Genomic DNA, 20,786 nt, shown 5'->3' on the forward strand with positions numbered 1-20,786 from the left:
GCGCCCCGCGCGAGCCGGCGTGCGCACGCTCACGATGGGGAGCATGGCGAACCCCTCCCGGCTGCGCGCCACCGCGCTGACCACCTCCGCTGTGCTGCTCTTCGCCGCGCTGACCGGCTGCGGCGGCGACTCCGAGGACGGGGATCTCACCCACCAACGGCTGGACTGGAAGGACTGCCCGGCCCCGTCCGAAGCGGAGGGCGGCGGCAGCGCCCCCTCGCCGCTGCCGAACGGCACCGAATGGCAGTGCGCCACCATGAAGGCGCCTTTGGACTGGGCCGATCCCGAGGGCGACACGATCGGCATCGCCCTGATCCGCGCCCGGGCCGACGGTCCCGCGGACCGCAGGATCGGCTCGCTGGTGTTCAACTTCGGCGGCCCGGGCGGCAGTGGCGTCACCACACTGCCTGCGTTCGGCCCGGATTACGCGGCCCTGGGCACCCGCTACGACCTGGTCAGCTTCGACCCGCGCGGGGTCGGCCGCAGCGCGCCGGTGAAGTGCGAGAGCGACGCCCGGCTGGACGAGTTCTTCCAGCAGGACGCCACCCCGGACGACGGCGCCGAACGCGCCGATCTGCTGCGGCGCACCCGGCAGTTCAACGCAGCCTGCGAGAAGAACTCCCGGAAGGTCCTCCCGCATGTGCGCACCACCGACGCGGCCCGCGACATGGACCTGATGCGCCAGGTCCTCGGCGACCGGAAGCTGTACTACTTCGGCATCTCCTACGGCACCGAACTCGGCGGCGTCTACGCCCATCTGTTCCCCAAGAACGTCGGCCGGGCCGTCTTCGACGCCGTCGTCGACCCCACCCAGAACGCCGAACAGAGCGCGCTGGGCCAGGCGAAGGGCTTCCAGCTCGCCCTGGACAATTTCGCGAAGGACTGCACCTCCAAGACCACGGAGTGCCCGATCGGCGACACCCCGCAGGAGGTGAAGGAGCGCATCGCGAAACTGCTCGCCGACCTGGAGCAGAAGCCCATCCCGGGCATCTCCCCGCGCGAGCTGACCCAGACCGCCGCCACCAACGGCATCGCGCAGTCCCTGTACTCGAAGGACTTCTGGGAGTTCCTGACCGAGGGGCTGGAGGAGGCCTACGACGGCGACGGCAAGATCCTCATGCTGTTGTCCGACTCGATGAACGGCCGCAGCGAGAACGGGGAGTACAGCAATCTGACCGCGGCGAACGCCGCCATCAACTGCTCCGACGACAAGGCGCGGTACACCGCGGACTACGTGCAGCGGCGGCTCCCCCGCTTCCGCGCCGCGTCCGACCTGTTCGGGGACTACCTGGCCTGGGGCATGATCAGCTGTACGGACTGGGCGGTGCCCGGCGCCGCCGACCATCCCGACGTGAGCGCGCGGGGATCGGCGCCCATCCTCGTCATCGGCAACACCGGCGACCCGGCCACCCCCTACGAGGGCGCGAGGAAGATGGTGAACGCGCTCGGCAAGGGGGTCGGTGTGGAGCTGACGTACAAGGGCCAGGGACACGGGGCCTACGACAGCAAGAACAAGTGCGTGCAGAGCGCGGTGAACGGCTACCTGCTGAACGGAAAGGTGCCGAAGGCCGGCCTGGTCTGCTCCTGACATGCTCGCGACCCTGCAAGAAACCGCAGGTCAGACGGTTATCCACAGGCTTCCACGGGCCGGGCCGAAGACGCCTACCATGGCTTGGACGACCGGCGCGGCACGACGCGGCGGGCCTGTTACGGGGGGCATGATGCGATTTCTACGGTGGACGGCCGCGGTGGCGGCAGGACTGCTGCTGGCCGGCTGCGGCGGCGCGTCCGGCGGGGACGGCAAGGGCGAGGGGGACGGCAGGAGCGACGGGGGCAAGAGGACCGGCTCCGCTCCCCCGTCGACGCCGGGGAACCCGGCCGCCCCGTCCGCCACGACCCTTCCCACCTCGCTCACCTCCCAGCGGCTCGACTGGCACCGGTGCGAGGCCACCGGAAACTCCCCCGCGCCAGGCGGCACCTGGCGGTGCGCGACGCTCAAGGTGCCACTGGACTGGTCCGCTCCCGACGGCAAGACGATCGGCGTCTCCCTCATCCGCTCCCGGGCGACCGGCGGCGACCGCATCGGCTCGCTGCTGTTCAACTTCGGCGGCCCCGGCGGCTCGGGCGTGTCGGCGATGCCGTACTTCGCCTCCGCCGTCTCCGAACTCCACGAGCGCTACGACCTGGTGAGCTGGGATCCGCGCGGCGTGGGCGCGAGCGCGGGCGTGCGCTGCCGCGACGACCGGAAGACCCGGGCCGCCGAGACCGTGGACGCCACGCCGGACACCCCGGCCGAAGAGCAGGCGTACTTCCAGGATGCCGCCGACTTCGCCAAGGGCTGCCAGAAGGCCGCCGGCCCCCTGCTGGCCCATGTGTCCACCACCGACACGGCACGCGACATGGACCTGATGCGCCAGGTCCTCGGCGACGACACACTGCACTACTTCGGCATGTCCTACGGCACCGAACTGGGCGGTGTCTACGCCCACCTGTTCCCGAAGCGGGTGGGACGGCTGGTGCTGGACGCGGTGGTCGACCCGGCCGCCGACATGGTCGGGCACGCCGAGAACCAAGCCCGCGGCTTCCAGCGAGCCTTGGACGACTACCTGAAGTCCACCGGCCAGGACCCGGTTCAGGGTTCGCGGGAGATAGCCGACCTGCTGAGGCGGCTCGACGCCGAGCCCCTGCCGGCCTCGTCCGGGCGGAAGCTGACCCAGACCCTCGCGACCACCGGGATCATCCTCCCGCTGTACAGCGAGCCGAGCTGGCCCAGACTGACCAGCGCACTCAAGTCGGCGCGGCAGGGCGACGGTTCACCACTGCTGGCACTCGCCGACGACTACAACGAGCGGGACACCTCCGGGCACTACGGCACCACGTCCCACTCCCAGCGCGTCATCTCGTGCCTGGACGACAAGCAGCGGCCGACACCCGCCGAGACGAAACGCCGACTGGCCCGGTTCGAGCGGATCTCCCCGGTGTTCGGGGACTACCTCGGCTGGGACACGGCCGGCTGGTGCCACGACTGGCCGGTGCCGGGCCAGTACGACACCCCGGAGGTCGCCGCCCCGGGCGCGGCCCCCATCCTGCTGATCGGCAACACCGGCGATCCGGCCACCCCCTACGAGGGCACCCGCGAGATGGCCGACGAACTGGGCCGCGGAGTAGGCATCCAACTCACCTGGAAGGGCGAGGGCCACGGCGCCTACGCCAGCGGCAGCGACTGCGTCGACACGACGGTGAACACCTACCTGCTGAAGGGAACGGTGCCGAAGGACGGCAAGGTCTGCGCATAACGCCATACCGCACCACCCAAGGCCGAAGGTAGCCCGAGGGATCGAACTTCTATTGAAAGCTGCAGGGGCCTTGATGCCGGCGGTCGGCATCAAGGCCCTGGCAGTCGTCAACTCAGACAGGAAGCAGCAGGCCAGCCGCGGAACCTTCTGCGATCGCCGCGGCCACCATCAGAACGGCCTCAAGTGACTTTCGCATTTTGCTCATGGTGCTCTCCCTTCGAGTAGCGCGGGCAGTTGCGTTACCTGACTTAGTGCTTCCTAGGACCAGTGCAACGAACCTCAGTACCAACGCGGCCGAAGCGAGTACGAGGAAGGACGCAAGGGGAATCGAACCCCAAACTCCTGCCCCTAGTCTCAACTGACGACGCGTCGAGCATACATGGACCACCCCGGCCGCGTGCGCTCACCACCCCGGCACAGGTCAGTACGACAATCGCCGCCAATGGACCCAAGCTTCCCAATCTGAGAGCGCAAATACAATTCGCCCACCCAACACAAAACCCGAGATCACGGACCGGGATAGAGGGGCCTGCGGACGGGTGCCGGCTGGCGGGGTGTCGCGGTGGGGAAATCCCCCGGTCGTTCATAGGTGGCCGCTCCACCTGGTCGCCTGACATCGCGCCTTCCCCACGGTGCGTGGGTCATCAGCAGACCGGATGGAAGTTAAGGGTAGGGCAGGTTAGGCGGGGTTGATTATCGGCCATCTTGGAAACTTACGGTGCGTAAGTCAGTTAGGCCTTCCTTCCACTACTCCCTAGGAAAGCAGGATGAGTTGGGACCGAATTCCCATCGTTTCATAACTCAACGTAGCTGTAAACTATAGTTTACAGCTGAGAGTTGCCGGTGGCGTCGCTGCCCCACCTTTCGACGGCCAAGACCTTGCTACGGTCCAGAGGCAAGAAAGCGCCCCCGATCGCCAGTGCTTGGCGGTGCGTGCGATCGAGGGCTTAAGCCTTTGGAGGCTCACATGAGTGTCATCCTAATCCCCGGTACGCTGTCAAACCCCATGCGTAGGCCGTGGGTCGTCGGAGTAATCGTCATCGTGCTGGTGCTCTCGCGCCCGGCCGCACAGATCGCTGACGCTTACACGAGTGCCCTTGCTCTGACATCTGCACTGACGGGCCTTTGCACAGCAGCGGCGCACCGCAGCCACTTCAAACCGCGCATGACTGAGCGTGGCCACGCAGCCCGTTGAAATGGTCGGTATGGCCGGTGTTGACCGGTCTGCCTGGAGCTATGGATCAATCAGCTGCAGAACGAATAGGCGGCGCGGCTTCGTCCTGGCCGTCTCAGTCTCCATCTAGAAAGCGCGGCCAGGACGAGTTGAAGAAGAGGGCGAGCAAGCGCCGCAAGAAGTGAGCCGCAGCCACGAGTGAGTGCCTAATCGCGTGGCAACCCCGATGCCCATCGGCGAACGAGCGCGACCGTCTGTGGCCCATCAGCGCAGGTGAGACGCGGGCAGCCCAAGGCAGCACCCTGCCCAGAGACGGACCGAGGCAGCACCACTTGATGTCGTCTCAAGTCACCCAACGGCGACCGAGAACGGAGGGAAGCCCACGGCGTCTGAGCAGTTCAGAGCCGTGGGCTTCCTCAGTCTTGCTGGGGGCGGGAGCAGGGGTCAGTAGACCGGCTTGTGCGGTTCGATTTGGTTGACCCAGCCGATGACGCCGCCGCCGACGTGGACCGCGTCGGCGAAGCCGGCGGACTTCAGGACCGCGAGGACTTCCGCACTGCGGACACCCGTCTTGCAGTTCAAGACGATCTTCTTGTCCTGCGGGAGGCTCTCCAGGGCGGTGCCCATGAGGAACTCGTTCTTCGGGATCAGCGTGGCGCCCGGAATGGAGACGATCTCGAACTCGTTCGGCTCGCGGACGTCGATGATCTGGATGTTCTCGCCGTCGTCGATCCACTCCTTGAGCTGCTTGGGAGTGATCGTGGAGTCGATCGCCGCCGCCTGGGCCTCCTCGGAGACGACGCCGCAGAAGGCCTCGTAGTCGATCAGCTCGGTGACGGTCGGGTTCTCGCCGCAGACCGCGCAGTTCGGGTCCTTGCGGACCTTGACCTGGCGGTACTGCATCTCCAGGGCGTCGTAGATCATCAGACGGCCGACCAGCGGGTCGCCGATGCCGGCGAGGAGCTTGATCGCCTCGTTGACCTGGATGGAGCCGACGGACGCGCACAGCACGCCCAGTACGCCGCCCTCGGCGCAGGAGGGGACCATGCCGGGGGGCGGCGGCTCCGGGTACAGGCAGCGGTAGCAGGGGCCGTGCTCGGACCAGAAGACCGACGCCTGGCCGTCGAAGCGGTAGATCGAGCCCCATACGTACGGCTTGTTCAGCAGCACGCACGCGTCGTTGACCAGGTAGCGGGTCGCGAAGTTGTCGGTGCCGTCGATGATCAGGTCGTACTGGCTGAAGATGTCCATCACGTTGTCGGCTTCGAGCCGCTCCTCGTGAAGGACCACGTTCACGTACGGGTTGATGCCCTTGACGGTGTCACGGGCCGACTCGGCCTTGGAACGCCCGATGTCGGACTGGCTGTGGATGATCTGGCGCTGCAGGTTCGACTCGTCGACCTCGTCGAACTCCACGATGCCGAGGGTGCCCACGCCCGCGGCGGCCAGGTACATCAGCGCCGGCGAGCCCAGGCCGCCGGCGCCCACGCAGAGCACCTTGGCGTTCTTCAGCCGCTTCTGCCCGTCCATGCCCACATCGGGAATGATCAGGTGGCGGGAGTACCTGCGAACCTCGTCTACGGTGAGCTCGGAAGCCGGCTCGACCAGGGGTGGCAGCGACACGGGGACTCCGTTGGTCGGTCAATCACTACAGTTGTTCTCCACGTAACACTGCCACGCCCTTCTTCATTCCGAGACACCCGTTCCGATGCGCGAGACGGAGTCGTCCCAGCAGCCGGGCACCGTCCCCCGGGGCCGGTTCGCCCGGGCGCCCGCCGTGGTCAGATGCGGCAGGCCGCTTCCATCCAGATGTCGGCCAGGGACTCCTCGAGATTGATGCGGGGCCGCCAGCCAAGGCGGTCGCGGGCGGTGCGTACGTCGGCCTGCTGCCAGCTGCCGCAGCCGTCCGGGTACGGGTAGGCCACCGGAGGCGTGTGGTCGGTGTCGGCGCGGGGGTGCCCGAGGGCGGCGCGCAGCGGCCCGGGCGGGGCGTCCAGTTCGTGGAGGGCACCGCCGTATCCGGCCACGCGCGCGAGCACGGCGGCGGCGTCTCTGAGGCGGACGGCGCGGCCGGAGCCGATGTTGATGACGCCTTGCGCGGCGGAGAGCGAGGCGGCGTGCACGGCCCGTGCGACATCCCGTACGTCGACGAAGTCGCGCTGGACACCGAGGCCGCCGAGCTTGAGCTCACCGTCGCCCGACTGCATGGCGCGGCGCATGGCCTCGGCGAGCCGGCCGAGCGGGGAGCCTGCCGGCGTACCGGGCCCGGCCGGCGAGAAGACGCGCAGCACGACCGCGTCCAGGCCGGAACCCAGGACCAGTTCGGTCGCGGCCAGCTTGCTGACCCCGTAGGGGCCGCCGGGGCGCGGTACGGCGTCCTCGGGCGTGGAGGAGCCGGGCTGGCTGGGGCCGTACTCGGAGCCGCAGCCGATCTGCACCAGGCGGGCGCCGCAGCCGCTGCGGCGCAGCGCCTCGCAGACGGTGGCCACGGCGACCGTGTTGTGCCGGGTGAGTTCGCGGGCGCCGCCGCGGGTCGCGCCGGCGCAGTTGATGACGACTCCGGGGTGCACCGCGTCCAGGAAGCGGGTGAGCGCGCCCGGGCTGCCGGTGGCGAGGTCGAAGCGGACGTCGGCGTCGTCGCCGCGGCCCAGCGCGGTGAGCTGGACGGCCGGGTCGGCGAGCAGGCGGTCGGCGACGAAGCGGCCGATGAATCCGTTGGCTCCGATCAGCAGGACCCTCATCGGGCGGCTCCCGGGGTGTGCGCGCCGGTGGTACCGGTCGTTTCGACGGCTTGTACGGCTGCTCCGGACGCTCCGGCGGCTCCGGTGGCTCCGGACGCTCCGGGTCGGGAGGTGGTCATCTGGTGTTCTCCTTCAGAGGGATGGTGCGAATGCCTGCGGCGAGTGGGACGGGCCGGCGGGCGGAGGTTCACTCGGGTGCTCCCGCGGGAGCGTGGGCCGAGGCCCGGGTGAGGGTGCGGCCGGCGTGCCGGAGCAGGGCCAGGGCCGCGATGCCGCAGGCGAGGACCGGTACGGCGGCCTCGCCCCCGGCGTCTACGAGGGTCTGGACCGGGGCCGCCAGGAAGGCGCAGCCGGGCAGCCGGCCGGCCGTCGGCAGCGCCAGGGCCAGCGCCTCCACGAGCGCGGCGGCCCCCAGCGCGCGGGCGGGGGCGCGCCGGTGGTGGCGCACGGTGAGCAGGCGGGCGGGCAGCAGCAGGGCGCCCAGGGTGAGGGCCTGCGGGTAGGCCGCGGGCTGGTGCAGGGCGGTGCCGCAGAGTACGGCCAGTGCGGCGAGGGCGGCCAGGAAGAGGGCGTACGTGCCGAGCAGCCGGGGTGTCATGGCGGCCGTGAACTGCCTCAGGGTCCGGCTGTCGGTGAGCCCGCGGTGGGCGGCGGCGGCGAGGAGGTGGGCGCACCAGGCCGCGGGGGCGCAGGCCAGCAGGAGGGCCAGGGCGGGCGCGGTGGCCGTGGGCCAGGGGCCTTCCGGGGTGCCGGTGGGCGGGGCGTCGGGGCCGCCCGTCAGCACGGCGTGGAGGAGGCCGTCGCCGAGGAGCGCGTATCCCAGCAGCCAGAGCGTACAGAGTGTTCCGAGTGCGCCGACGCGCGTGCCGATGGTGGTGCGCCCCGCGCGTGCGCCGGGCGTGGGGCGCCCCGCGCGCGTGCCGGAGACGGTACGCCCCGCGCGCGTGCCGGGTGGGCCGGCGAGGGGGCTGTGGCGCAGCGCCGCGCGGGTGGCGAGGGCGACGGCTAGGAGGCCGCCGAGTGCCACCGGCAGGCGCGGGGTTCCCTGGGCGAGGCGCAGTCCGGTCACCGTGGCAGCGCCGAGCGCTCCGGGCACGAGGGTGAGCAGGAGCCGGCCGGCGCGGAAGCGGGGCACGGGCAGGGGCCTGGGCTCCGGGGAGGGCCGCTCGGTGTTGTGCGGCACGCGCGCGTGCAGTTCCTCGGCGAGCGAGAAGACGTCACGGTGGCGGTAGCGGGCGGCGGTCCGGTCGGTGGCACCGTGTACCTCCAGCCCCACGGCGATCTCCAACGGGTCCACGGCTCGCTCGCACAGCTCCCGGTGCCGGTGCAGCAGGGCTTTCACCGGATCCCCGGACGCGTACGGAACGGCCCCGCCCCGCGACTGCCCGCCGAGCCCGGCCATCAGCGAGGGACCGCTCCCAGGACCGAGCCCGGCCGGACCGGCCAACGGGTCGAAGGCGGGCCCCGACCCCTGCGGACCGCCATACGACGGACCGCCATACGACGGACCGACGGCCAACGGGCCGGCGGCCAACGGGCCGGCGGCCAACGGGCCGGCGGACAGCGGATCAGCGGACGCCGGCCCCACAGCCAACGGCCCCGCAGGCAGCGAGCCAACCGATTGCGGCCCCGCAGACAGCCGCTCCCACGGCGACCGCTCCCCCGGCACCCACTCCCCCGACCGCGCGTCCCACGGAACCGCGCCGCTCGGCATCCCCGGGCGGTCCGCCGCGACTGGGCCCATCCAGGCCGGACCTCCCCACGCCGGGCCTCTCCCGGCCAGGCCGCCCTCGCCGGCATCGCCCCCACCGCCACCATCGCCCGCCATCGCGGAGGTCGGGGACGTACTCGGCTCGCCGCCCCCCGCCTGGGGCCCGGCCGTGGACTCGCCGGTCAGGCCCGACCCCGGTCCCCTCCCGTCGCCGGGCCTGCGGCCCTCCGGGTCTCTCATCGTGCCTCCTCCACCGGTGGCTGGGTGCTGTCCGCGGCCCACGCGGGAACACCGCGGGGCATGGAGCGGTCCTCAGGACCGGTTAGGTGGCCGGGGACGAGGGACTCGGCGGGGGCCGCGAAGGGGCGGGGCTCGTCCCGCGCGGACCGGCGGACCGGGCAGCGGGAGGCGATCTCCAGGTAGATGCCGTGAAAAGCCATGGTGTTGCGCTCGGCGGTGAACAGTTCCAGCGCCCGGGCGCGCGCGGCGGCACCAAGGCGCGCACGGCGCCCCGGGTCGCGCAGCAGCGCCACGCACGCCTCCGCGAGCGCCCCGGGGTCGTGCGGCGGTACGACCAGTCCCGTGCCGCCGATGACCTCCGCCACCGCGCCCACGTCCGCGGACACCGTGGCCCGGCCGCTGAGCATGGCCTCGACGAGGCCGGCCGGGAAACCCTCCGCGCCACCGGAGAGGACGACGACCGCGCCGGCGGCGTACGCGTCGGACACCCCCGTCTCCTCGGAGGAGCCGGCGGTCTCCTCGAAGGAGACGGGATGGTCGCCCTCCGCCGCGTCCGGGAAGAGCCGCGCGGCCAGCGTGCGGCAATGGCCGAGGTAGGCGGCGCCCTCGGTGCCGTCCGGCGTGCCCAGGACGCGCAGGCGGGTCTTGGGCTCCTCCCGGCGGACCTCGGCGAAGGCGTACAGCAGGGTCTCCAGGGTTCCCAGGTCCTTGCCCGGGTCGACCGGCCCGGCCCAGACCAGCGTGTCCGGGTCGGTCCGGAGCGTCGGCTCGCCCGCCTCCGCGAACCTTTCGGCCGCCGTGCCGGGGTACACCACGCGGATGCGGGCGCGGTCGGCGCCGCACCGCTCCTGCCAGCGGCGCGCGTGCGCGTCGCCCGCGGTGAGGAGTTCGGCCGCGCGGTAGACCTCGGCCGTCAGCCGGCCGTGGAAGGCGGCGAGGACGGCGCGTACGGCGGGGGCGGCGGTGTGCGGGCCGGACGTCAGGTAGTGCGTGCGCAGGTGCACGGCGTACTCGGTGACGAGCAGCGGCACCCCGCAGAGGTGCCGGGCGAGCAGCCCGCAGAGGGCGGGGGGGCCGCCCGTGGTGGCGTGGCAGAGGTCGGCGGCGCCGAGGGCGTCGTCGTCGTACCAGTCGAGCGAGAGGGGGCGCAGGGCGCGTTCGAGGTGTGCGGCGATGGTGAGCAGGTCGGATACCCGCGCCTCATGCGCCGCGCACAGCGCGCGGGGAGCGCGGCAGGCTCGCTCCAGGGCGCGTACGGCGATGTCCGAGCGCAGGGCGCCGACCAGTCCGCCCTGCTCGCGGGCGAGTTCGGCGAGTCCGTACAGCGCGCTGCCGAAACGGTCCGCCAGGCCCCCGGGCTCCTCCGGCGCCTTAGCCCCGGGCACGCCCCCGGTGGCTCCGGCACGCGTACACACCGCCCCGGCCAGCTCCTCGTAGCACTCGGCGAAGCGCCGGCGGGCCCGCCGGCCGTAGGCGGGTTCCTCGGTCGTCCACGGCGGCGCCGTACGCACCCGGCGGACCTGCGACGGCAGCGGGACACGGGGACCGCCGGCCTCCTGGTGCGGGCCGGGGCCGAGCGCGTAGACGTCGAACTCGTGCTGCTCCAGCCCGCGCACCAGCCGTTCGCACCAGAGTGCGGCGTCACCGCTCACATACGGATAGCCACCCTCGGTCAGCAGTCCTATGCGCACGTGTACACCCCCGGTCTCCCGTCTGGGGAGCCGCCGTCGGGCCGGCGGCTCGCAGCGGGATGAACGTAAGGGGACGAGGCGGTGGTGCGACGGACGGTTGTCCGTCGCACCACCAAAAGGGGTGAACGCTCGTAACTTTCGCGTGCGGGTCACGTTCGACCGCGCTAATGCGGCACAGGGTGAACGCGCGAGCGCGAAACGTTACGGCGTCTGGCGGGCGCCGAGCCGGTCCCTGCTAGGCCGCCGCCGGTTCGCGCCGGGCGGCGCGCCGACGGGCCGCCGACTCCGGGTCGAGTGCGGGTACGGCGGCCAGGAGCTGCTTGGTGTACGGCTCGCGCGGGCTGTCGTAGACCTCGTCGGCGGGCCCGTACTCGACGAGCCGGCCGCGCCGCATCACCGCGACCCGGTCGCTGACCTGGCGGACCACGGCGAGGTCGTGCGCGATGAAGACCAGCGCCAGGCCGAGTTCCCGCTGGAGTTCGCCGAGCAGGGCGACCACCTGGGCCTGGGTGGTGACGTCGAGCGCGGAGACCGGCTCGTCGCAGACCAGGGCGCGCGGCTCGGCGGCGAGCGCGCGTGCGATGCCGACGCGCTGGCGCTGGCCGCCGCTGAACTCGTGCGGGTAGCGGTCGTAGTGCGCCCGGTCGAGCCCCACGCGCTCCAGCAGTTCCGCCACGCGCCCCCGGATGCGCTCCTCGTCGCGTTCGCCCCGCGCGCGGAGCGGGTCGGCGATGGACTCGCCGACGCTGCGGCGGGGGTTGAGGGAGGAGACGGGGTCCTGGAAGACCATCTGGACGGCCGGGTTCACCCCGGTGTGCGGGCGCCCCTCGTAGCGGATCTCGCCGACGGTCGGCTCCAGCAGCCCGACCAGCATGCGGCCGAGCGTGGTCTTGCCGCTGCCGCTCTCGCCGACCACGCCGAGGGTCTCCCCGCGCCGGACGGTCACCGAGACGTCGTCCACGGCCGCGAACGCCCGCCTGCCGCGCCCGAACTCGCGCCGTACGCCCGTCGCCTCCAGCACGACCTCGCCGGTGGCCGGGGAAGCGGTCCGGCGGGCGTCCACGCGCGGGACGGCGTCGAGCAGCTCGCGGGTGTACGGCTCGGCGGGCGCGGCGAGGACGGCGCCGACCGGGCCGCGCTCGACGGCCCTGCCGTGCCGCATGACGAGGATGTCGTCCACGCTCTCGGCGGCCACGCCCACGTCGTGGGTGACGAGCAGCAGGCCCATGCCGGTCTCCGTGCGCAGGGCGTGCACCAGGTCGAGGATCTGGGCCTGGACGGTGACGTCGAGGGCGGTGGTCGGCTCGTCGGCGATCAGCAGGTCCGGCTCGCCGGCCAGGGCCATGGCGAGGAGGGCGCGCTGGCGCATGCCGCCGCTGAACTCGTGCGGCCGGGACCGGGCGCGCCGGGCCGCGTCCGGGATGCCGACGCGGTCCAGTACGTCGACGGCACGCGCGCGTGCGGCGCGGCGCGTCACGCGCGCGTGGACGCGGTAGACCTCGGCGATCTGGTCGCCGATCGCGTAGTACGGGTCGAGCGAGGACAGCGGGTCCTGGAAGACCATGGCCGCCTTGGCGCCGCGCAGCCGGCGCAGCTCCTCGTCGGAGGCCGTCTGGACGTCGGTGCCGGCCACCCGGACCGAGCCGCCGACCCGGGCGCCGGTGCCCCGGTGCAGGCCCAGCAGGGCGCCCGCGACCGTGGACTTGCCGGAGCCGGACTCGCCGACCAGGGCGAGGGCGGCGCCCTGCGCGAGGCTGAAGGAGAGCCCGTCGACGGCGCGCAGGGTCCCGAACTCGACGGTCAGGTCCGTCACTTCCACCAGGCTCATGCGAGCACCACCCGTCGGTCGGCCGCCGCGTACAGGACGTCCGCGACGGCGTTGGCGAGGATCACGAAGAAGCCGGTCACCAGGACCATGCCGACGACCACCGGCAGATCGACGACCTTGACCGCGCGCACCAGTTCCTGGCCGATGCCGGGCAGGCCGAACAGGGTCTCGGTGAGGACGGCGCCGCCGACGGCCGAGCCGACGGTGACCGCGTTGAGCGCGATGACGGAGGCGGTCGCGCCGCGCAGCGCGTGCCGGGTGATCACCGCGCGTTCGCTCACGCCGTAGGCGCGGAAGGTGCGGATGTGGTCCTCGGCCAGCGTCTCCAGCATCGAGGCCCGGGTCAGCCGGGCGAAGCCGGCCGCCTCGATGAGGGCGAGGGACAGCCAGGGCAGCAGCAGGTTCCACGCCCACTGTTCGGGGTCGTCGGTGAAGTTCACGTACTGCGGGAAGGGCAGCAGCTGGAGTTCGCCGCAGACGACGATCATCAGGACCAGCCCGATGACGAAGACGGGGGTGGCGACGCCCGCGAGGGTGACCGCGGTCAGCACGCGCTCGGAGAGCCGGCCGCGCCGCCAGGCGGACAGCACGCCGGTGCCGACGCCGAGCAGCAGCCAGATCACCATCGCGCCGAGCACCAGCGAGAAGCTCACCGGCAGCTTGGCCCAGATGATGTCGGTGACCTCCCGGCCGGTCTGGTACGACTGGCCCAGGCAGGGCGCCGCGCAGTGCTCCACGGAGGTGCCCGTGGAGTAGTCCTGGCCCACGAGGACGCCCTGGAGGAAGTGCCAGTAGCGCACGTACAGCGGGTCGTCGAGGTGGAGCTGCTGGGCCACCTGGTGGACCTGGGCCGGGGAGCAGCGCGGGCCGCAGGTGATCTGGGCGACGTTGCCGGGGGTGACGTAGAAGACGACGTAGATGATCACCGAGAGCACGAACAGGGTGACCAGGGCACCGGCGAGCCGGCGCAGGACGAAACCGGGGAAGCCGTTCACGCCCCCTCCTCCTTCTTCGACACGGTCTGCGGCGCGCTCGCCGCCACGGCCGTCCGGGCGCGGGCCTCCCGTTTGCGGCCGGTGCCGACGCGCAGCCGGGAGGCGGCGCGCGGGTCGAGGGCGACGCGGACGCCGTCGCCGAGGACGGTCATCGCGAACACGGTGACGAACAGGGCGAGGGCGGGCAGCAGCAGGTACTGCGGGGCCGCCTGGTACCAGACGTCGGCGCTGGTGAGCATCTGGCCCCAGGAGGGGGTGGGCGGCTTCACGCCGACGCCGAGGAAGGACAGGGCCGCCTCGGCGCTGATGTTCGACGGGACCAGCAGCGCCGCGTAGGTGATGACCGGCGCGGCGAGGCCCGGGAGGAGTTCGCGCACGGCGGTCCGCCAGGTGCTCCAGCCGCTGAGCCGGGAGGCGGAGACGTAGTCCAGGTTCTTCAGGGCCAGCGTCTGCGCGCGCACCATCTTCGCCATCGTGGACCATCCGGCGACCAGGGCGAGGATCAGCGCGACCAGGACCGGCCGCGGGAAGCCGTCGGGTACGACGGCCAGCAGGGCCAGCGCCATGATCATCAGCGGGAGCGACAGGAAGATGTCGGTGATCCGGCTCAGGACCAGGTCGACCCAGCGGTTGCCGAGACCGGCGGCCACCCCCATGGCGACGCCGACGAGGACCTGGACCAGCGTGGCGCCCAGCGACACGCCCAGGGAGACCCGCGCGCCGTAGACCAGGCGGGCGAACATGTCGCGTCCGGTCTGCGGCTCGACGCCCAGCCAGTGGTCGGCGCTCACGCCGCCGAAGGAGCCGATGGGCACGCCTCCGCGGGCGGAGTCGATCAGGGTGGGGTGGTAGGTGGTGGGGTCCTGCCCCTCCAGGGCGGTGAGCAGCGGCGCGGCGAGCGCGACCAGGACGAGCAGCGCGACCACGACGGCGGCGACGAGGGCGGCGCGCCGCTGCCGCAGCCGCCGCCAGAACTGACGGGCCCCCGGGACCGCCGGGACGGTGGTGTCCGTCCCGGCGGTCCCGACGGCGGCAAGTGCCTCGCTCACGGTGCTACTTCACCGCGACCTGGGAGACGTCCAGGACACCGGTCCAGTCGCTGATGACGATGTTCTTGACGTCCGAGCCGTACAGGCGCTTGTAGACCGGGTGGAACAGCGGCACGACGAGGGCCTTGTCGCCGATCTTCTTGTCCAGTGCGCCCCAGCGCCGGGCGGCGGCGTCAAGGTCGGTCAACTTGTTGATCGCGTCAATCTCGTCATTGACCGACTTGTCGTTCAGCAGGCCCGTGTTGAAGTTCGCTCCATCCTTGACGATCTGCCGGCCGTCGAAGATGGGCGCGAGGAAGGGTCCGCCGGACGGCCAGTCCGCGCCCCAGTGGGCGAGGAAGAGGCCCGGCTCGGACTTCACGCTGTGGATCTTGTCCTTGTAGTCGTTCTCCTCCAGGCCCTGGAGCTTGACCGTGATGCCGGCCTTCTTGAGCGCGTCCTGGACGGCGGTGGCGATCTCCGGGCTGGTCTCGAAGTCCTTGCTGTTGGAGTGGGTCAGCGTAAGAGTCAGACCGTTCTTGTATCCGGCCTGCGCGAGCAGCTCCTTGGCCTTCGCCGGGTTGCCGGCCTGGCCGGCCGGGAACGGGTCGTACGGCGTGTAGCCGAAGGACTTCTGGTTCGGCAGGAAGGTGGTGGCGGGCTCGGCGAGGGCGCTGCCGCCGGCCGCGTTGACCACGGAGGAGCGGTCCACGGCGTACGCGATCGCCTGGCGCACCTTCGGGTCGTCGAACGGCTTCACCTTCGGGTTGAACGCGAGGTAGTTGGTGTAGCCGAAGTGGCCGGTGCCCACGCGGGCGGCCAGTTTCCTGTCGCCGCTCACCTTGGCGAGTTCGGCCGGGCCGAGGTTGGTGTCCGTGGTGACGGCGGCGGCGTCCGCGCCCTGGGACGCGGACAGCCGCTGGTTGATCACCGAGGAGTCGAGGCCGGAGCGCACGTCGATGGTGTCCGGGTACGCCTTGCGCTCGGCGTCGGTCTGCGCCGACCAGTTCGGGTTGCGCTCCAGGACGAGGTGCTCACCGTCGTTCTCGTTCTTGACGACCTTGTACGGGCCGGAGGAGACCGGGTGGGACTCGTACGTGGTGCCGGTGTCCTTGCTCTTGGGCACCGGGGCGAACTGCGTCTGCGTGGCGAGGTACGGGAACTCGCCCTCGGGCTTGTTCAGATGGAAGACGATGGTCCGCTCGTCCGGCGTCTCGATCGCGGCGAGGCCCTTCTTGTCCTTGTACGGCCCCTGGTAGTCGGCGGCGCCGGCCAGCCAGTCCCGCAGGTAGGGGGCGCCACCGGAGAGTTCGGGGGCGAAGGAGCGCTCGATGCCGTACTTGATGTCGGCCGAGGTGATCGGCGTGCCGTCCTCGTACTTGAGGCCCTTCTTCAAGGTGTACGTCCACACGGTCGCGTCCTTGTTGGGGCGCCCGGTGTCGGTGGCGAGGTCCGGGACGACCTTCGCGCCGGCCTCGCCGTTCTCGCGGTTGCGCGTGGTGAGGGTGCGGAAGACCAGCGAAGGGACGTTCCCGCCGCCCGAGGTGTACAGGCGCGCGGGGTCGAAGTCCTCCTGCGGCTGGGAGTTCAGGATCGTGAGCGTGCCGCCCTTGTGGGGCGCGGAGTCGCCACCGGAGCCCTTGGCATCGCTGTCCTCGGGGCCGCAGGCGGCGACGCCCGCTGCCACGACCAGGCTGACGGATGCCGCTGCCACGCGGCGCGCTCTGACGGACGGTTGACGCATCGGAATGACGACCTCTCGGGATGACGAGTCGGAAAGAGTCGAGTGGATCCAGGGTTGATCAAGAGTTGATCAAGGGCTGATCAACGTGTTCTCGACGGATGGATCGAGGAGTCTCTCGACAGGTGAGACATGTGGACGAGGAGTGAGACGACTGCGGACAGACGTCGGCCCCGGCGTCGGGTCGTCGAAGAATCCGTGACACGGCCACGGAGAGAAAAGGGGTGAACTATCGCGACGCGAACGCCAGGCAGGCGGCGTCAGCGACAGTGGATGTCGGCCACGCAGAGTGCGGTCACGCCGATGAGCGCCAGCTCGATGGCGGCGCTCGCGGGGACGGCATGACTAGACCACATGCGCAGCAATATGGATGACCATACGGGCTTATGTCAATGTGACATAAGCGCCGCATGTCAACTCCCCGGGTACGGCCAGGCGTTGGCCCGGCAGTGGATCCCGTCGTGGTCCAGGAACTTGGTCTGCTGCTGCATCACCGGCGCCAGTTCGCCGTCCTTCTGGCAGGTGACGTGTCCGTGACCGAGCCGGTGGCCGACCTCATGGTTGATCAACATTTGCCGGTACGCATGGATCCGGTCACCGTATGTCGTGCTGCCTTGAGCCCACCGGTACGCATTGATCATGACGCGTTCGGTCGCGGCCGAGTCGCAGGAAACGTTGTCCTCGGTGGTGTCCAGACCCGACTTGGCGCACCACTTGGCGGTGGTGCCGGGGCTGGCCAGTGTGATCACGAAGTCGGGCGTGCCGGAGGAGACGCGCTCGAAGGTGCGGGCACCGCCGTGGGCCCAGCTGCGCTGGTCGTTGAGCGTCTTCTGCACGGCCTCGGCGAACAGCGCGCCGTCCAGCCCCAGCCCCTGCTCGACATCGACGCGGTAGCGGTACTTCCGCCCGGTGCCGGGCGCCTTGTCGAACCCGGGGACGACGTCGAACTTGCCCGATCCGCTCAGCGTGGCGCCGAGCGGATACGTACGGCTCATCTTCTGGTCGTACGTCAGCGGCGCCGCGCTCGGCACGGCGGACGGCGCCGACCCGCCGGAGGTCCGGGTGTCGTGGGCGTGGTCGGTGGCGGACTGCGACCGTGCGTCGCCGTCGTCCCGCGCCTTGGTCACCTGGCCGGCGACCATCACCGCGAGCACGGTGGTGACGGCGGCCGCCGCGATGCCGGTGAAGGCCCGCCCCTTGCCACCGCCGCGCGGTGCGGGCACAGCGGCACCGGACGCCTGCGGCGCCCCGGCCGGCTGTCCGGTCGTACGGGGCCCGGGGCCGGTACCGGAGCCGTTGCCGGCACCGGTGGCGTCCCCGGTACCGGCACCGCCGCCGGACGCGGAGCCGCCGGTGCTCGCGGGTCCGGCACCACGCCGGCCGCCCCGGCCATCGCCGTCGAAGGCTTCGAGGTACTCCTGGCGGGGCCCCGGCCCGGAGCCGCGCCGGGCACCGCCCGGCTCCGCCCGCCGCTGCCGCGGCAGCACCACACCGGGCCCGCCGCCCCCGGCCGGACGGCCGCCCAACTCGCCCCAGCCGCCCCCGGCTTCCCGCTGCTCGGGGTGTCCGCCCCGCGCGGAACCGCCCTCGGGAGCACGCGGCACACCGCGCGCGGGGGTGCCGTCGACGCCCCCGGGCCCGCCGGGCACGGAAGCGGAACCATGCGCTGAGGCAGCGGCGGGAAACCCAGTCGTGCCCCGCGCCGCAGTGCCGTCGGGCTGCCGGGATCCGTCGGGTGACCAGGCGGCGCCGGAAGCCCCCGGCAGGCCCTGCGCGGAGCCGGCGCCGGGGTATCCCGGCGCGCCCTGGGCCCGGGCGTCCTCCGCGCGCCTTCGGGCGCCCCTGGCCGGAGTGCCGTCGGGCGGCCCCGCGGCCCCCGGCCCGGGCGTGCCGTCGGCCGGGGCGCCGGGGGCGGCGGGCTGCCGGCCGTCGGCGCGGTTGCCGTGTCTGCCGGTGCGTTCCGGTGTTATGTCCGTCGTCTCGGTCCTGGGGGCCGGTCCGCGGCGGCTGTGGCGTCCCACCCTGGCCCTCAGCTCCTCGCGTCCGGGGCGGTGCCGTCGGCGCCGGCCGGCTGCGCGAGCAGCTCTCGGACCGCGCCGGCGACCACGTCGGGGTACTCCATCATCGCCACGTGCCCGGCGTCCGGCAGGGTCACCAGCCGGGAGTGGCGGAAGGCGCGGGCCGCCTTGGCGGCCATGCGGAAGCCGACGAGCTGGTCCCGGCCGCCGTAGACCAGCAGGGTGGGGGCCAGCACTCGTTCGGCCTGGCGCCACAGTCCGTGCTGGCCGCCGAGCGTGTAGGCGTTGACGATGCCGCGCGCCGAGCGGGCCATCGCGTCCCAGAAGTACGGCAGCCGCAGCCGCCGCTCCAGCTCCTCCACGGCGTGCTGGAACGCCTCCGGCGCGACCCGGCCCGGGTCGCCGTAGCAGAGCCCCATGACCCCACGCACCCGCTGCTCGGCGGTCCACTCCTTGGTGAGCCGGGTGAACAGGGCGGCGATCCCGGGCACGCCGAGCAGCCCGGTCGGCACCGCCGTGCGCTGGATGCGCAGCTCCGGCAGGGCGGGCGAGACGAGCGTGAGCGTACGGACGAGGTCGGGGCGCACGGCGGCCACGCGGGTGGCGACCGCGCCGCCGAGCGAGTTGCCGAAGAGGTGCACCGGGCCGCGGCCGGCGGCGTCGAGATAGCGGATGACCGCGCGCGCGTGTCCGGTGACGGAATAGTCGCCGTCGTCCGGGGGCGGGGAGTCGCCGAAGCCCGGCAGGTCGACCGCCTCGCTGTCCACCTCGTCGGCCAGTTCGGCCATCAGCGACGACCAGTTCTGCGAGGAACCGCCGAGCCCGTGGACGTAGAGCGCGGGCGGCAGGCCCTCGCGCGCGGGCCGGCGGGAACGGATCGTCAGCGTGACGCCGGGCAGCCCCACGGACCGCAGTCGCTCGCCCTCACCGACCCGGACGGGCGCCACGCGGGGGAGAACACTGGCGGCCGGCACGGACGGCGACTCGGTCGAAGACATGCGGCAATGTTACGAGGTGATCACGTCCGGATTCATGTGTTCGCCATCACAGACTGAACCGTATCCGGACGGAAAACCGGTCAGCCGACGGGCCTGATGGCATGGCGTCCGGATCAGCAGTCTCCTAGGCTCGTACAGAGGGCACCCGCGTGTGGCCCCTGCTGTTTCCAGGGACGTTCATAGGGAAGGGAGCCCACCATGGCCTATGACCCCACAGAGCCCGACGCGATCGAGGACATCGACGAGCTGGAGGCCGACGCGGTCGCGGAGTTCGGCGTCGAGGCGCCCGAAGGGGACGCCGCCGAACAGCAGGCGGACATCGCGCCGGACCGCGACGACCCCCTGACGGGGCTGGACCCGGCCCTCGGGAACGAGGCCGATCTCATGGAGCAGGCACGCGTCGTTGCGCTCGACGAGGACGACTACCGCTGACCTCGCGGGACCCCGGCCGACCGCCTCGGGGCGCCGCACGGCTTTCGCCGCCGTCCGGTACGTGAAATTCTGCGCTCGCACCGCGCACACCACGGTTACCGAAAAGTACGATGGCCGCGCGGCCGAGACCGCATGTGGACGACTTTGGGAGGCGGCGTGACAGCCATCGAGCAAACTGAGGCGGCACGCCCGCGCGGCACCCGTCTGCCGCGCCGAGCCCGGCGGAACCAGCTGCTGGGCGCCGCTCAGGAGGTTTTCGTCGCGCAGGGCTACCACGCGGCGGCGATGGACGACATCGCCGAGCGGGCCGGGGTGAGCAAGCCGGTGCTCTACCAGCACTTCCCCGGCAAGCTCGACCTCTATCTGGCGCTGCTGGACCAGCACTGCGAGTCGCTGATCCAGTCCGTGCGCGGCGCGCTGGCGTCGACCACCGACAACAAGCAGCGCGTCCGGGCGACCATGGACGCCTACTTCGCCTATGTGGAGGACGACGGCGGGGCGTTCCGGCTGGTCTTCGAGTCCGACCTGACCAACGAGCCCGCGGTGCGCGAGCGCGTGGACAAGGTCACCAACGAGTGCGCCGAGGCGATCTGCGACGTGATCGCCGAGGACACCGGTCTGTCGCGCGCGGAGTCGATGCTGCTCGCCTCCGGCCTCGGCGGCCTCGCCCAGGTGGTGGCCCGCTCCTGGCTGCACAGCGACCGCAGCGTCCCGCGCGACCAGGCGGTGCAGCTGCTGGCCTCGCTGGCCTGGCGGGGCATCGCCGGCTTCCCGCTGCACGGCACCGAGCACCACTGAGGACGCCCCTTTTGGGGACCTTCCCGGTCCTTCGAGGTCCGGTCCCGGTTTGTTCCCGCCCGGTGTTCGCTCCTGGCGTGCCGTCCGGCGGCGTG

Annotated in this window: 15 protein-coding genes; 4 read left to right on the forward strand and 11 right to left on the reverse strand. The window is 71.9% G+C overall.

The genetic code is table 11. From position 1 onward, the window contains the following. The first annotated feature begins 43 nt into the window (after nucleotides 1-43). Both IH25_RS0124840 and IH25_RS0124845 read left to right on the forward strand, forming a co-directional pair. Nucleotides 44-1,588, forward strand: a complete 1,545-nt coding sequence (locus IH25_RS0124840) for an alpha/beta hydrolase (protein WP_030614710.1) — start codon at nucleotides 44-46, stop codon at nucleotides 1,586-1,588. A 130-nt stretch (nucleotides 1,589-1,718) separates the two neighbouring features. Further along, the gene (locus IH25_RS0124845) at nucleotides 1,719-3,296 is read left to right on the forward strand and encodes an alpha/beta hydrolase (protein ID WP_030614712.1); all 1,578 of its coding nucleotides are present in this window, start codon (nucleotides 1,719-1,721) and stop codon (nucleotides 3,294-3,296) included. 1,618 nt (nucleotides 3,297-4,914) lie between these two features. On the opposite strand, the gene moeZ is transcribed toward IH25_RS0124845, so the two are convergent. The 11 genes from moeZ to IH25_RS0124895 all read right to left on the reverse strand — a co-directional run bounded on the left by moeZ (nucleotide 4,915) and on the right by IH25_RS0124895 (nucleotide 19,461). After that, on the reverse strand, nucleotides 4,915-6,093 hold the full coding sequence (moeZ, locus tag IH25_RS0124850; protein ID WP_030614714.1) for an adenylyltransferase/sulfurtransferase MoeZ: 1,179 nt from the start codon (nucleotides 6,091-6,093) through the stop codon (nucleotides 4,915-4,917). Between the two features lie 158 nt (nucleotides 6,094-6,251). Beyond that, nucleotides 6,252-7,211: an NAD-dependent epimerase/dehydratase family protein gene (locus tag IH25_RS0124855; RefSeq protein WP_030614717.1), complete on the reverse strand. Its 960-nt coding sequence runs from the start codon at nucleotides 7,209-7,211 to the stop codon at nucleotides 6,252-6,254. 187 nt (nucleotides 7,212-7,398) lie between these two features. Beyond that, complete coding sequence (locus tag IH25_RS0124860) at nucleotides 7,399-8,553, reverse strand: hypothetical protein (protein ID WP_030614720.1); 1,155 nt, start codon at nucleotides 8,551-8,553, stop codon at nucleotides 7,399-7,401. A gap of 605 nt (nucleotides 8,554-9,158) precedes the next feature. Then, a complete protein-coding gene (locus tag IH25_RS0124865; RefSeq protein WP_030614722.1) occupies nucleotides 9,159-10,853 on the reverse strand; it encodes a DUF3492 domain-containing protein in 1,695 nt (564 codons plus the stop codon). Between the two features lie 235 nt (nucleotides 10,854-11,088). Beyond that, nucleotides 11,089-12,681 carry a dipeptide ABC transporter ATP-binding protein gene (locus tag IH25_RS0124870; protein WP_030614725.1) on the reverse strand — a complete coding sequence of 531 codons (1,593 nt, stop codon included), beginning with the start codon at nucleotides 12,679-12,681 and terminating at the stop codon, nucleotides 11,089-11,091. Then, entirely contained in the window at nucleotides 12,678-13,676 is a 999-nt protein-coding gene (locus IH25_RS0124875) for an ABC transporter permease (protein ID WP_030614728.1), read from the reverse strand. Before IH25_RS0124875 ends, IH25_RS0124870 begins: the two co-directional genes overlap by 4 nt. Further along, nucleotides 13,673-14,725 carry an ABC transporter permease gene (locus IH25_RS0124880; RefSeq protein ID WP_030614731.1) on the reverse strand — a complete coding sequence of 351 codons (1,053 nt, stop codon included), beginning with the start codon at nucleotides 14,723-14,725 and terminating at the stop codon, nucleotides 13,673-13,675. The genes IH25_RS0124875 and IH25_RS0124880 overlap by 4 nt, the downstream gene beginning before the upstream one ends. A gap of 4 nt (nucleotides 14,726-14,729) precedes the next feature. Next, nucleotides 14,730-16,448, reverse strand: coding sequence for an ABC transporter substrate-binding protein (locus IH25_RS0124885; protein ID WP_030614734.1), 1,719 nt, complete (start codon nucleotides 16,446-16,448; stop codon nucleotides 14,730-14,732). Between the two features lie 257 nt (nucleotides 16,449-16,705). Continuing rightward, nucleotides 16,706-16,801: an Ms4533A family Cys-rich leader peptide gene (locus IH25_RS43000; RefSeq protein WP_309485553.1), complete on the reverse strand. Its 96-nt coding sequence runs from the start codon at nucleotides 16,799-16,801 to the stop codon at nucleotides 16,706-16,708. Nucleotides 16,802-16,858: 57 nt separating this feature from the next. Beyond that, nucleotides 16,859-18,094: a DUF3152 domain-containing protein gene (locus IH25_RS0124890; RefSeq protein WP_394298449.1), complete on the reverse strand. Its 1,236-nt coding sequence runs from the start codon at nucleotides 18,092-18,094 to the stop codon at nucleotides 16,859-16,861. A gap of 380 nt (nucleotides 18,095-18,474) precedes the next feature. Further along, a complete protein-coding gene (locus IH25_RS0124895) occupies nucleotides 18,475-19,461 on the reverse strand; it encodes an alpha/beta fold hydrolase (protein WP_030614739.1) in 987 nt (328 codons plus the stop codon). Between the two features lie 198 nt (nucleotides 19,462-19,659). Here IH25_RS0124895 and IH25_RS0124900 point away from each other — a divergent pair, with 198 nt between their 5' ends. Both IH25_RS0124900 and IH25_RS0124905 read left to right on the forward strand, forming a co-directional pair. Then, complete coding sequence (locus tag IH25_RS0124900) at nucleotides 19,660-19,893, forward strand: hypothetical protein (RefSeq protein ID WP_030614742.1); 234 nt, start codon at nucleotides 19,660-19,662, stop codon at nucleotides 19,891-19,893. Nucleotides 19,894-20,049: 156 nt separating this feature from the next. After that, the gene (locus IH25_RS0124905; RefSeq protein WP_030614744.1) at nucleotides 20,050-20,691 is read left to right on the forward strand and encodes a TetR/AcrR family transcriptional regulator; all 642 of its coding nucleotides are present in this window, start codon (nucleotides 20,050-20,052) and stop codon (nucleotides 20,689-20,691) included. Nucleotides 20,692-20,786 lie beyond the last annotated feature (95 nt).

The sequence above is a fragment of the Streptomyces achromogenes subsp. achromogenes genome (genome assembly GCF_000720835.1).
Taxonomy (GTDB): Bacteria; Actinomycetota; Actinomycetes; order Streptomycetales; family Streptomycetaceae; genus Streptomyces; species Streptomyces achromogenes.